Below are 13894 nucleotides of genomic sequence, written 5' to 3' on the forward strand. Positions count from 1 at the left end.
TTATCGTATTGTCGAATGATTGCAAAAACCTTCACTCAAGATGGCGCCTTGGGCAAGGCCATCCCAGGCTTTCAGCCTCGCCAAGCACAGTTAGATATGGCAGAGGCGGTGCATCAAGCGATTCAAGATGGTTCGCAGCTCGTGGTTGAAGCGGGAACGGGAACCGGAAAAACGTTCGCCTACTTGGTGCCCGCGCTGCAAAGCGGCAAGAAAACCGTAATCAGTACTGGCTCAAAGAACTTACAAGAGCAGCTCTACCACCGCGATCTACCACTGATGGTCGAAGCGCTCGGGTTTTACGGACAAGTGGCCTTGCTGAAAGGTCGTGCAAACTATCTCTGTCTAGATCGTCTAAGCCGACAAATGCTCGAGAGTCACCATCAAAGTTCGGATCCGACCTTACTCAGTCAGTTGGTCAAAGTACGCAGCTGGTCTTCAGAGACAAAAACCGGAGATTTGGGCGATTGTGATGCGATTGCGGAAGACAGCCCTGTGATTCCGACCATTACGTCCACCAACGATAACTGCTTGGGAAAAGAGTGCCCTAGCTACCAAGACTGTTTTGTACTCAAAGCGCGTAAAAAAGCGATGGAAGCGGATGTGGTTGTCGTCAATCATCACCTCTTTTTGGCCGATTTAGCCATTAAAGAGACGGGGTTTGGTGAACTGATCCCAGAATCGGACGTGTTTATATTCGACGAGGCACACCAACTGCCGGATATTGCTAGCCAGTATTTTGGTCAGTCGTTATCCAGTCGCCAAATACAGGAGCTGTGCAAGGATATTGAGATCGCCTATCGCACCGAAGCAAAAGACATGCGTCAACTGCAAAAGGTAGCGGAAAAACTGGGTCAATGTGCGATGGATCTGCGCATTACTCTGGGTGAACCTGGGTTTCGTGGCAATTGGCGTGAAGCGATCAAATCACCGTCGATCGCTCGAGAGTTAAACCGTCTTGAAGAGAGCCTTGATTTTACCGTTGAAGTGTTGAAATTAGCCCTTGGCCGCAGCCAATTGCTTGATAGCGCTTTTGAGCGAGCGAGTACCATCAAAGGGCGCTTGGAGCGCGTGTGTGATGTCTCAATCACGGGCTACTCCTACTGGTATGACACGACGCCTCGTCATTTCAGTTTGCACATTACGCCCTTGAGTGTGGCGGATAAGTTCCATGAACAAATGACGCTCAAACCCGGTGCGTGGGTATTTACCTCTGCAACGTTAGCGGTCAATCAAGATTTTGCTCACTTCACGTCGCGTTTGGGTATACAGCCCACTCAGCAGATGTCGCTACCTAGCCCATTTGATTACCAACAGCAGGCGAGACTTTGCGTGCCCCGTTATCTTCCTGAGCCAAATTCGGCGGGTTTACCAGACAAACTGGTTGCTTTACTCGCGCCTGTCATTGAACAAAACCAAGGTCGCTGCTTTTTCTTGTGTACCTCCCATTCGATGATGCGAGAGTTGACTGAGCGATTTCGCGCGGTACTGAATGTCCCGGTTCTTATGCAAGGTGAGACCAGTAAGCAAAAGACCTTGGCGGAGTTTATGGAGTTGGGTAATGCACTGCTGGTAGCGACAGGGGCCTTTTGGGAAGGGATAGATGTTAGAGGCGACGCGCTGAGCTGTGTTATTATCGACAAATTACCGTTTACCGCGCCCGATGACCCACTGCTGAAAGCACGTATTGAGGATTGTCAGTTAAAAGGGGGAGACCCGTTTGCACAGGTACAAATTCCTGATGCGGTGATTACCTTAAAGCAGGGCGTAGGGCGTTTGATTCGTGATAAAACGGACAGGGGAGCGCTAATCATTTGTGATAATCGATTAGTAACACGTGATTACGGTGGCGTGTTCTTAGCCAGTTTACCTCTAATTCCTCGTACACGGGATATTGAAGCGATAAAGCAGTTCCTCCAGCCCAATAAAGATTAATGAAATTAGATTTAGAGAACCTCATGAGCGCAAAAATTCTTGCCCTAGATACCGCTACAGAGAACTGCTCTGTGGCCCTATTAGCCTTTGACAAAGTGTTTGTTCGCAGTGAAGTCGCCCCGCGTGATCACACCAAGAAGATTCTTCCTATGGTCGATGAAGTGCTAAAAGAAGCCGGGCTTACGCTACAAGATTTAGACGCGTTAGCCTTTGGTCAAGGCCCGGGTAGTTTTACTGGCGTACGTATTGGCATTGGTATTGCACAAGGTTTAGCGTTTGGTGCGGATCTGCCCATGATTGGTGTGTCAACACTCGCCGCGATGGCTCAAGGTAGCTACCGTCTCCACCAAGCGGAACAAGTTGCGTGCGCCATTGATGCTCGCATGAGTGAAGTGTATTGGGGACGTTTTCAGCGTCAAGAAGATGGCAGTTGGGCCAATGTGGATGAAGAGTGCGTGATTGCTCCCGATGAGCTCGTTCAACGCACGCCTTCTGATGCGCAGTGCTGGCATACGGCAGGGACGGGGTGGCAAACCTATCAAGCGCCGCTGGCGGAACTCCCATTAACGCTGAAAGCGGGTGATCTGCTCTTCCCAGACGCGCGGGATATGGTGATCTTGGCCGAACAAGCGTGGCGAGAGGGACGCAGTGTCAGTGCAGAAGAAGCCAGCCCTGTTTATCTTCGCGATACGGTTGCGTGGAAAAAGCTTCCTGGGCGTGAATAATACTGCCCAGTGAGCGTACAGCGGAATGAGTGAATAGTATGGTGTCTATAAACGGTTTACCCCCTTCGGTCCCCGGACCGAATCGTGCGAATAAAGCTAATAAAAAACAGGGGGTAAACAAGCAAAGCAAGGGTAATGAGGTTTCGCAGCCGACCAAGGTGGCAAACGCCGTTGCGAATACTATTCGCCCCATCACAGAATCTGACGTCGAACGGGCGAAGGTTCAATATGATCTTCCAGAAGGCAAGAGCCGTAAAGCGATGGAAGAGTATATGACTGTGATGCATCAGGTGAAGCGAGATGAACTCTCGCAGATGCTTGGTGTCGATCTCTATATCTAGCACACTTTCCTTTTTCCGATAATGAGTCTCCGATGAAATCAGCACTACTCCTTTTTGCGACTACGTTTCTCATGACGGCATGCAGCACACTGCCCACACAGCTAGTGAATGACGACCCTGCGCTCGTGACAGATTACGCACAGTGGGATGCCTCACAATCTCACCCTGTGCGCCTTGGCGGCGTGATTGCCGACGTGAAGAATCTGGATTCACAAACGCGGATAGAAATAGTCAATCTGCCTATCTCAAGTAGTGGTAAGCCTGACATCACGCAAGAGCCCAACGGTCGCTACGTCGCCTATGTGCCCGGTTTTGTGGACCCTGTTAGCTTAGCTCAAGGACGCTTGATCACGACGCTGGGGCAATCTGCGGGTGTCGAAGAGGGTAAAGTAGGTGATTACTTACATCAGTTTCCTGTGATGAAACAAGCGACCCTTCACTTGTGGCGTATCGAAGAGCGCGTGATTGTGGATGACTTTGGCAGCTATATGTTCCCTTGCCGAGGCTACTACTGTCGTGATGTGGGGTACCGACCAAGAGAAGGTCGCGTGATTCAGGAAGTCAAATGACGTTTGAACATTGCCACTACCAGATTGATGGCGGCAAGGTCGCCACCCTTGAGCTAGGAGATAAACAAACGGCCGATGTCTCGGTCGTTTTTTTGCACGGTTGGTTAGACAACGCCGCCAGTTTCACTACTGTAATGACAGCACTAGCGCATCAGTCACCTCAGGCCCACTTGTGCGCCGTAGACTTGCCTGGACATGGGCACTCATTTCATAAAGCCTCTCCTCATTTCTATTCGTTTCATGACTATATCGACGATGTTTACCAAGTTTTGGCTAAGTTATCGCCAAACAGAACCGTATTGGTTGGACATTCGCTTGGTGCTTTGATCGCAAGTTGCTATAGTGCCGCGTTTCCAGAACAGGTGGCTGGATTAGTCCAGATTGAAGGCGATGGGCCGCTTGCGGAGACGCCGGAGTGTGCGGTCACAAGATTGCGTCAAGGGGTACTGAGCCGCCAACGTATTCGTCGTAAACCTGTGCGTTTGATGAGCTCAGCGGACGAGGCGATAGCCCGGCGTGCCTCGGTCAACTCGCTGACGGAGGCACAAATTGCACCGCTTGTGCTGCGTGGAATTAAGCAAACCGAACAGGGCTGGGCTTGGCGCCATGACACCGCTTTGCAAAGTGATTCCCTCTACCGGATGTCTCATCAGCATGCTCAAGCGATCCGCGATGCGATAGTCTGCCCCCAGATCATTGTGCTGGGAGAGCAAGGCTTTTCTCATTTGAAGGCTATGGCGTCAGAGGCAAATCCGGTGCGCGAGTTTGTCACTATCTCGGGCGGACATCACTGCCATTTAGAGCATCCTTCTAGAGTATCTGACCTAATTTTTGGCTTAGTTAACAAAATTTAAACAAGTGTTTGAGTCTTCCGTGCGCGGGCGCTGCGCCTGTGCTGTAATAGGCCAATAACAACATAACGATATCGGCGCGCGCACGCTGTTTTTTCGAGGAGTATTAACGTGGATAAACCTTGGTTGTCACGCTATCCAAGCGATGTACCTGAGCACATTAACCCGGACCAGTATCCATCTCTGGTTGAGATGTTTGAGCAGTCCGTACAAAAATACGCGGATCAACCTGCTTTTGTGAATATGGGGTCGGTGATGACCTTCCGTAAATTGGAGGAACGCAGCCGAGCGTTTGCCGCCTATCTGCAAAACGATCTTAAGTTGCAAAAGGGTGATCGCGTCGCGTTGATGATGCCAAACTTGCTGCAATATCCGGTCGCCCTGTTTGGTGTACTACGAGCTGGGCTGATCGCCGTCAACGTTAACCCGCTTTACACGCCACGTGAGTTGGAGCATCAGCTCAATGACTCTGGTGCCAAAGCGATTGTGATTGTCTCCAACTTTGCCAGTACGCTTGAGCAAGTGGTGGAGAACACACCTGTTAAGCACGTGGTGTTGACGAGCCTTGGGCAAATGCTGCCTCGAGCGAAAGGTACCTTGGTCGATTTTGTCGTTAAGTACGTCAAAGGCATGGTGCCCAAATATGACTTGCCTGGGGCGATCTCGATGCGTAAAGCCCTCCACAAAGGCCGTCGTCTACAGTACGTGAAGCCGTTTATGTCGGGAGATGACATTGCGTTCTTACAATACACGGGCGGGACGACAGGGGTAGCGAAAGGCGCAATCCTAACCCACCGCAATATGATTGCTAACGTTTTGCAGGCGAAAGGTGCTTACGGCCCTGTCTTGACAGAAGGGCGTGAATTAGTGGTAACAGCGCTGCCGCTGTATCACGTATTCGCTCTGACGGTGAACTGTTTGCTGTTTGTTGAACTGGGGTGTCAGAACCTGTTGATCACCAACCCAAGAGACATTCCAGGCTTTGTCAAAGAGTTGCAAAAGCACCCTTTCACCGCCATCACTGGGGTGAACACCTTGTTCAATGCCTTGGTGAGCAATGAAGATTTCCACGAACTCGACTTCAGCAAGCTTAAGCTCGCCGTTGGTGGGGGGATGGCGGTGCAGCGCGCGGTTGCCGGCCAATGGAAGAAGACGACGGGTATTCACTTACTTGAAGGCTATGGGCTGACCGAATGCTCGCCACTAGTGACGGGGAACCCTTACGATTTAAAAGACTACACAGGTGCGATTGGCTTGCCTGTTCCCTCAACGGAAGTGCGTATTGTGGATGATGCCGGACAGGTATTACCAACCACCGAGGTTGGAGAGCTGCAAGTACGCGGCCCTCAAGTGATGCAAGGCTACTGGCAGCGCCCGGAAGCGACCAAAGAGGTGATCAACAGCGAAGGTTGGTTATCAACGGGTGACATCGTCAAATTCGACGAGCACGGCATGATTTATATTGTCGATCGTAAAAAAGACATGATTCTGGTCTCCGGTTTCAACGTCTACCCGAATGAGATTGAAGATGTGGTTGCTCTGCATGGCAAGGTGCTAGAAGTGGCGGCAATCGGTCAATCTCACGACGTCTCTGGTGAAGTGGTGAAGGTATACGTTGTCAAGCGAGATCCAAGCCTCACCAAAGAGGAAGTGATTGCTCACTGTCGTAAGCATCTGACCGGCTATAAAGTGCCAAAATTAGTTGAGTTCAGAGAAGACTTACCTAAAACCAACGTTGGTAAGATTTTACGTCGCGTTCTGCGAGAGGAAAACGAAGCGAATCTCGCCAAGCACGACAGCTAAACTCGCTAAGCAGATCGTAAGCTTTGATGTTAGAATGCCGACATAACCATGGTCGGCATTTTTTATGTGCCGCAACTAGAACGCCACTCTATAGGCGTAGCGAGACCTTTGTGAATTACCAAATCATTACCGATACCCAACAACTTAACTCTATCTGCCAGCAAGCACGCCAGGTGGATGTAGTGATGCTCGATACCGAGTTTGTCAGAACGCGCACCTTCTACCCGCAGCTAGGGCTGATACAACTGTTCGATGGCGAGCAGCTCTCATTAATCGATCCAACCGTGATTGATGACATGAGTGAGTTTGTGGCTCTGCTTAAAGACAGTTCGGTGCTGAAAGTGCTTCATGCCTGTGGTGAAGATTTAGAAGTGTTTAACAATAGCTTCGATTGCTTGCCGTTTCCCATGGTAGACACGCAAGTGATGGCGGCGTTTCTCGGCCACGGCCTGTCAACTGGCTTTGCTGCCCTAGTTAATCACTACTTAGGTGTAGAGCTCGATAAAAGTGAATCACGCACTGATTGGCTAGCTCGTCCACTCTCAGATAAGCAACTCGACTACGCGGCGGCAGACGTGTTCTACCTCTTGCCACTGTATGAAAAACTGCTTGATGCAGTGACTCAAGCAGGCTGGTGGGACGCAGCGCAGCAGGAGAGCGAAATGCTGGCCGCAAAGCGCATCAAAAGCATCGATCCAGCTAAAGCTTATTTAGACATCAAGGGCGCGTGGCAACTGAAACCTAAAGAGCTGGCCATATTGAAGCCTCTGGCCACTTGGCGTTATAAAGAAGCGCTGCGTCGTGACCTAGCGTTAAACTTTGTGTTTAAAGAAAATGATTTGCTCAACGTCGCGAGACTGGGTTTGCAAAACAAGCAGCGTATGGAGCAAGAAGGCATGGACCCAAGATCCGTGCAACGTCATGCTACGCGACTCATTTCGTTGGTGAAAGAAGCCAAAATGACGCCAGTCGACGAGTACCCAGAGAAAATTGAACGTTTGATGGATTTACCAGGCTACAAGCAGGTGTTTAAACGTCTAAAGGATGAAGTTAAGCACGCTGGACAAAGCTCAGGTCTGGCGACTGAATTCATTGCCTCAAAAAAACAGCTCAATCAGATCATCACTTGGGTGTGGAAAAAAGACCGAGATCCTGTGGCCTTACCGGACGTGATGCAAGGATGGCGTAAGTCGTTAGTGGGCGAAAAGTTGAATCAACTGCTGTAATCATCGCGGTTAATAAAAAGGGCTTCCAAGTGGAAGCCCTTACTGTTTGAATGCTATCGACAAAAAGCGGGCCGTTAGCCTGCTAAGACGTCGGTGGCCACCTTGTAGCTTGGGTCTTCTTTGACATTGATTTCCACTAAGCTACCGGCTTTATGTAGCAGCTTACGGCAGTCTGGACTGAGGTGGCGCAGGTGCAATGTCTTACCGACGGTCGCGTAGCGATCCGCCAAGGTTTCAATGGCCTCAATCGCTGAGTGGTCGGTGACGCGAGAGTCAGCAAAATCGACGATCACATCACTTGGATCATCTTGTGCGTTAAACAGCTCGAGGAAGTTGGCGGTAGAGCCAAAAAACACCGGACCATGAATCTTGTACTCTTTTGACCCCTCGTCATTGATGCGCGTATCAGCATAAATGTGTTTGGCGTGCTGCCAAGCAAACATCAAGGCCGACGCGATCACGCCAACCGCTACGGCAACGGCAAGGTCAGTCAATACCGTGACCACAGTGACGAGAACAATCACGAAGAAATCTTGTTTTGGTACGCGGCGTGCTAGTTTGAAGGTCGCCCATTCAAAGGTACCGATCACAACCATAAACATGACGCCAACCAGAGCCGCGAGCGGAATCATCTCAATCAGAGCCGATGCAAATAAAATAAACATCAGCAAGGCAACCGCGGCAACAATACCGGAAAGGCGGCCACGACCACCCGAATTGACGTTAATCATCGATTGACCAATCATGGCACAACCACCCATCGCACCAAAGACGGAGCAGGTCATATTCGCCATACCTTGGCCGATACATTCGCGGTTAGATTGACCGCGAGTATTGGTCATTTCATCGAGTACTGTCAGGGTTAATAGTGATTCGATCAGGCCAATCGCCGCTAAAATGATGGCGTAGGGTAGGATGATTTGCAGCGTCTCAAGGGTAAACGGCACCATAGGAATGGAGAAGGTGGGCAGTGAGCCCGCCAGTGTTGCAGCTTCATCACCAGACATGGTACGAAGAAAGTCAACCACGGTACGTGTTTCGAGGTCTAAACCCACCACCAAAGCGGTGACGGTCACGATGGCCACGAGCGAAGAGGGCACTGCTGTAGTGATTTTAGGTAAGAAATGGATGATGGCCATGGTAAGTGCAACTAAGCCCAACATCAGCATCATTTGACCTTGTGGTAGCCAAGTCAGAATACCGTTGATATCCGGGGCTTTAAATTGGCCTAACTGAGCGAGGAAGATAACGATCGCCAATCCATTCACAAAGCCGATCATCACAGGGTGAGGTACGATGCGAATAAATTTACCCAGCTTAAAGATACCCGCGGCGACTTGTAAGATGCCGGCAAGCATGATGGCAGCGAATAAATACTGTACGCCATGACTGGCTACCAGTGAAACCATAACCACGGCCATGGCACCCGTCGCGCCTGAAATCATACCTGGACGACCGCCAAAAATGGACGTAATTAAACCAACAATAAAGGCGGCGTACAGGCCAACCATAGGGTCAACGCCGGCGACAAACGCGAAAGCGACGGCTTCTGGGACTAAAGCCAGGGCGACCGTTAGGCCAGAGAGCACATCGTTTTTCACCGAGTGCTTAGAAAATTGAGGAAATTCAAACATACTTATTTTGTTCTGCTCATGAGTTAGGCCTAGTCTGAATGACGTCATAGTGCGCAAAATGCGATGATACTTTTGATATGGGCATCGAAAGGGTTGCTAAAACGTTAATTCAGTTCGAGACCGCGAATGCTACCTAAAAGTGTGATTAAGTTCAATAATGACTAGAGTGTAGCATGTGGTGTGTGACACAGTGAGGGTGTATCACAGAGAAAAAAACAGCCCCAAAAGGGGCTGTTTTACTGAGGGATTAAGGCTGTATTAGTAACCTTGTGGCTTTGCCATCGCTGCGCTTGCCTGGTTGCGCGCGACTTGACTGCCGGCTCCTTTAGGCTGATAGCGCTTTTGACGAAGAGGCGCGGCGACCACTGAAATCTCTTTCATTTCATCGCTGCCAGGGGCTTTAGCCATTGGTGCAGAAGCAAATCCTTTCAGAGGAGAAGCCGTCGCTGGCTTAACCACTTTCGGTTCCGGTTTGACTTCTGCCTGTTCAACTACAGGTTCAACAGCAGGGGTCACTGGCTCAGAGACTGGAGTCGCTGGCGCTGATTTCGTCGCGACGGTCTCTTCAACCACCTTGTCTGCGACGGCTTCAACTGGCGCTGAAGCCTCAACCTTTTCGGTTTTGATCGCTTTAGGCGCTTCAGGAGTGACGTTCACCACTTCGGCTTCCACTGGTGTTGACGGCACTGCCTCAGCTTGAGCCTGGACCGGGTGCTCGCGACGAATGATCACTTTACCCATTGCCATTTCTGGGCAGGCAAATCCACCAAGGGTCACTGTTACCTCTGTGGTCTCTTTTTCCACTTTAGGCTTCGCAGTAGGTTTAGTAATGCCGTAGCTTGGCATCACTTTACCCATCGCCATTTCTGGTGACGCGACACCGCCTTTACGTAAGCGGAACGGGTTAGGGCGACGATCACGTCCACGACGACGACGCTGACCACTTGCACGTAAGTGACGCGGTGAGCGGCGGTTGCGGCGCTGCTTAGGCTGTTCAGCTTGTTCATTCGCTGTATCGTTCGTCTGTTCGACGGACTCAACAACCGCCTCAGCTTTTGCTTCTTGAGCATTGGCATCGGCTTGGGCCTGAGCTTGTTGATCTTTCACGCGAACCTGTTTGGTGAGTTTGCGGCGCTGGCGACGCTCTTTCACTTTTTCAGTTTTCTTTTCGCGCGCTTTGGTAGGCTCAGTTTGCTGAGCATCAGCGGCAAGCTTCAATCCTTCTTCCGCGACTTTCGCATTGCCTTTTGTGGCATCATCGCGCTTGGTATTGCGGCGATCTTGCTTTGGCTTGCGGTTCTGGCTCTTACGCTCAGTGATCGCGTTGTTTTCTGTCGCTTCGACTTCATCGCGGTTGTTATTGCGACGCTTGTCATCACGGTTGCTATTACGACGGCGGTCATCACGGTTATCGCGTTTGTCATCACGATTGTTGTTACGACGGCGATTGTCATTGCGACCACGACGATTGCGATTGTTGTTACGCGCGTTGTCTTTCTTCTCGCTTTCTACTGGTTTTTCTTCTTTCTTCTCTGCTTCGCTATTAGAACCAAACAAGAAGCCAGCCAGTGCTTTAAACAAGCGAGCAACGACACCAGGTTGAGCCGGAGTTTCTTCAACCGGTTTCTCTACCGCTTTTGGCGCAGCAGGTGGTGGCGTTGGTGCAGATGGTGTTGCCGAGGCAAATCCTTTAAGAGCAGGCTCTTCGATTTTCTTCGGTTTCACTTCTGTTTCTGCAACATCACGGCCTTCTGCTTCCTTCATCGCTTCCAATTTTTGTGGTAGCAAATAAGAGAGCAGATCAAACTCTTCACCTTCACGTACACGAATCACATCGAAGTGAGGGGTTTCCATGTCAGAGTTCGGTACCACAGTAATTTTAACTTCTTGAATGCGTTCGATGTGGTTCACCGAGCGACGTTTTTCATTCAACAAGTAAGAAGCGATAGGTACAGGAACCACAGCCAACACTTGAGCAGTGTTATCTTTTAGTGCTTCTTCTTCAATCAAGCGCAATACTGACAGGGCAAGTGATTCGTTATCACGCACCACGCCTGTACCGCTACAGCGAGGACAAATATGGTGGCTCGCTTCTGCAAGCGATGGGCTTAGGCGTTGGCGAGACATTTCTAGCAAGCCAAAGCGAGAGATACGACCAATTTGCACGCGCGCTCTGTCCATACGAACCGCATCACGAAGACGGTTTTCAACTTCACGCTGGTGACGCACCGGTGTCATATCGATGAAGTCGATGACGACTAGACCACCCAAATCACGTAAACGCAATTGGCGTGCGATCTCATCTGCCGCTTCTAGGTTAGTGTTGAGCGCTGTCTCTTCAATGTCGCCACCTTTGGTCGCGCGTGCCGAGTTGATATCGATAGACGTCAACGCTTCCGTTGGGTCAATAACGATAGAACCGCCTGAAGGCAGGCGCACTTCGCGTTGGAAGGCAGATTCGATCTGGCTTTCAATTTGGTAGTGGCTAAACAGTGGCACTTCACCATCGTACTTTTTCACACGATTGACAAAGTCAGGACGCACCAAACGGATGTGCTCAAGTGCACGTTCGTAAATGGTGTTGCTGTCGATCAGAATTTCACCAATATCGCGGCGCAAATAGTCACGAATCGCTCGGACAATCACGTTACTTTCTTGGTGAATCAAGAACGGTGCTGGATTCGCATCAGAGGCTTGTTTGATCGCACCCCAATGGTTAAGCAGAACGTTCAAGTCCCACTTCAGCTCTTCAGCACTTTTGCCCACACCCGCGGTGCGAACAATCAGTCCCATGCCTTGCGGAAGCTCAAGCGTGCTCAATGCCGCTTTGAGTTCAGTACGCTCGTCGCCTTCAATGCGTCGAGAAATACCACCCGCGCGTGGGTTGTTTGGCATTAATACAAGATAACTACCCGCAAGAGAGATAAAGGTGGTTAAGGCTGCGCCTTTACTACCACGCTCTTCTTTCTCTACCTGCACGATCACTTCTTGGCCTTCCTTTAGCACTTCTTTAATGCTTGGACGACCTTGATAGGTGTAACCGTTAGGGAAGTATTCGCGGGCAATTTCTTTGAGAGGGAGGAAACCGTGTCTTTCTGCACCGTAGTCAACGAAGGCGGCTTCTAGACTAGGTTCGATGCGGGTGATACGTCCTTTGTAGATATTTGCTTTCTTTGATTCATGTCCTGGACTTTCGATATCTAGATCATACAGTCGCTGGCCATCAACCAGTGCAACACGCAACTCTTCTTTTTGAGTTGCGTTAATTAACATTCTTTTCATTGATAAATCTCGTTGTCATTCTTTTGTATATTGTTGCCTTTTTTCTCTATCACGGTGCCTGATCCCATGGCTTATGTCGTTGCAGCCTCCCGGCTGGAGGGATGCTCTCAGGGCACTTCAGTCTTACACGCGCTGGCGTGTAAGCCGCTATCATTAGCGGTCGATACTCAAACGTGATGGAGCAGTAAGCAGGGCAACAATTTTACTAATGTCGAAAATGTCTTACGCCGTATGCTGCATTTTGCTAAATTAGCGGGCTACTTACCGTCTTGCGCTAAGATGATTGGGTTTGTGTAAAATGCAACCAAATCATTTATTGCAGGTGTGAACTATAGCAGTACCCAGTAAACACAGCAATCTGCTTTATAATAAAACGCTAAAAAATCAAATTTTGTTTTTTATAACGCCTTGTATTTAAAGTTATTAGTTTGGTTTTAATACAGATTTGCAAATGCCACGGTTAAAAAGTATCCGTAGCAGAACTGAGACTCATTGTTTGAGATAAAACCGCGTTTAAATTGCAGAGGAAATGTGATTTCAAGCACGGTTATGAGAGTGTTAGAATAGCCCGATGAGCGAAATTAGAACGAAAGTCCAATTCGTCGATATAGATGACGACATGGCTGGTCAGCGCATTGATAACTTTTTGCGCAACCAACTCAAAAGCCTGCCGAAAAGTGTGGTTTACCGCATTTTGCGCAAAGGCGAAGTACGAGTGAACAAAAAACGCGTCAAAGCTGAGTACAAACTGCAAGCGGGTGACTTGGTTCGAATTCCGCCGGTGACGGTCGAAGAAAAAACCGAAGACATTGCCCCAAGCACAAAGCTGAGTAAGGTGGCGGAGCTAGAGCAGATGATCATTTTCGAAGATGATCACTTACTCATTCTCAATAAACCCTCGGGTACCGCAGTCCATGGTGGCAGTGGCTTGAAGTTCGGTGCGATTGAAGCGTTGAGAGCATTGAGGCCCCAAGCTCGATTTTTGGAATTGGTGCACCGTATCGACCGCGACACATCCGGGATTTTACTGGTGGCTAAAAAACGGTCAGCACTGCGTCACCTGCAAGCGCAATTTAGAGAGAAAACCGTCAAAAAGAGTTACTTTGCTCTCGTGATGGGGAAATGGAAGCGCAGTTGCAAAGTGGTCAATGCGCCACTGTTGAAAAACGAAGTAAACAGCATTGTGCGCGTCAACCCCAATGGCAAAGCGTCTGAGACGCGCTTTAAAATAATTGAAGAGTTTGAACAGGCTACCTTAATTCAGGCCAGTCCAATTACAGGGCGCACTCACCAGATCCGTGTGCACACCCAATATGTAGGTCATCCTATCGCATGGGATGACCGATATGGAGATCGCCGGTTTGATGCCTATACCGGGCAAGTTGGGTTGGATCGCCTATTTTTGCATGCGGCGACGATCCAATTTGTCCATCCGCAGACGCAAGATTGGATGGAGATCAGCGCGCCTATGGAGCCAAAGCTTGAAAAGGCGTTAGCCGGGCTAAGGTCCTAACCCCAGCGGTTCATTCGC

At 49.8% G+C, this 13894-nt stretch carries 10 protein-coding genes; 8 read left to right on the plus strand and 2 right to left on the minus strand.

The annotated features are described in order from the left end of the window. Positions 1–15: 15 nt before the first annotated feature. From yoaA to rnd, 7 genes are all read left to right on the plus strand, one after another. On the plus strand, positions 16–1932 hold the full coding sequence (gene yoaA, locus AC6R0L_RS18230) for a DNA repair helicase YoaA (protein WP_500630061.1): 1917 nt from the start codon (positions 16–18) through the stop codon (positions 1930–1932). A gap of 23 nt (positions 1933–1955) precedes the next feature. Next, positions 1956–2657, plus strand: coding sequence for a tRNA (adenosine(37)-N6)-threonylcarbamoyltransferase complex dimerization subunit type 1 TsaB (tsaB, locus tag AC6R0L_RS18235; protein ID WP_500630062.1), 702 nt, complete (start codon positions 1956–1958; stop codon positions 2655–2657). A 38-nt stretch (positions 2658–2695) separates the two neighbouring features. Next, the gene (locus AC6R0L_RS18240) at positions 2696–2998 is read left to right on the plus strand and encodes a chromosome partitioning protein ParA (protein ID WP_500626097.1); all 303 of its coding nucleotides are present in this window, start codon (positions 2696–2698) and stop codon (positions 2996–2998) included. A gap of 32 nt (positions 2999–3030) precedes the next feature. Further along, complete coding sequence (locus AC6R0L_RS18245) at positions 3031–3567, plus strand: Slp family lipoprotein (protein WP_500626098.1); 537 nt, start codon at positions 3031–3033, stop codon at positions 3565–3567. Further along, on the plus strand, positions 3564–4421 hold the full coding sequence (locus tag AC6R0L_RS18250) for an alpha/beta fold hydrolase (RefSeq protein ID WP_500630063.1): 858 nt from the start codon (positions 3564–3566) through the stop codon (positions 4419–4421). The genes AC6R0L_RS18245 and AC6R0L_RS18250 overlap by 4 nt, the downstream gene beginning before the upstream one ends. Positions 4422–4529: 108 nt before the next feature. Beyond that, on the plus strand, positions 4530–6221 hold the full coding sequence (gene fadD / locus AC6R0L_RS18255) for a long-chain-fatty-acid--CoA ligase FadD (protein ID WP_500630064.1): 1692 nt from the start codon (positions 4530–4532) through the stop codon (positions 6219–6221). Between the two features lie 110 nt (positions 6222–6331). Further along, positions 6332–7447: a ribonuclease D gene (gene rnd, locus AC6R0L_RS18260; protein WP_500630065.1), complete on the plus strand. Its 1116-nt coding sequence runs from the start codon at positions 6332–6334 to the stop codon at positions 7445–7447. Between the two features lie 74 nt (positions 7448–7521). Here the strand turns inward: rnd and AC6R0L_RS18265 are convergent, their stop codons facing one another. Together AC6R0L_RS18265 and rne are read right to left on the minus strand one after the other, a co-directional pair. Further along, on the minus strand, positions 7522–9081 hold the full coding sequence (locus tag AC6R0L_RS18265) for a SulP family inorganic anion transporter (protein ID WP_500630066.1): 1560 nt from the start codon (positions 9079–9081) through the stop codon (positions 7522–7524). Between the two features lie 258 nt (positions 9082–9339). Then, positions 9340–12363, minus strand: a complete 3024-nt coding sequence (gene rne / locus AC6R0L_RS18270) for a ribonuclease E (protein ID WP_500630067.1) — start codon at positions 12361–12363, stop codon at positions 9340–9342. Between the two features lie 571 nt (positions 12364–12934). Here rne and rluC point away from each other — a divergent pair. Continuing rightward, positions 12935–13876 carry a 23S rRNA pseudouridine(955/2504/2580) synthase RluC gene (rluC, locus tag AC6R0L_RS18275; protein ID WP_500630068.1) on the plus strand — a complete coding sequence of 314 codons (942 nt, stop codon included), beginning with the start codon at positions 12935–12937 and terminating at the stop codon, positions 13874–13876. Positions 13877–13894 lie beyond the last annotated feature (18 nt).

This window comes from Vibrio sp. R15-SG3-ISO1A (assembly GCF_059833955.1).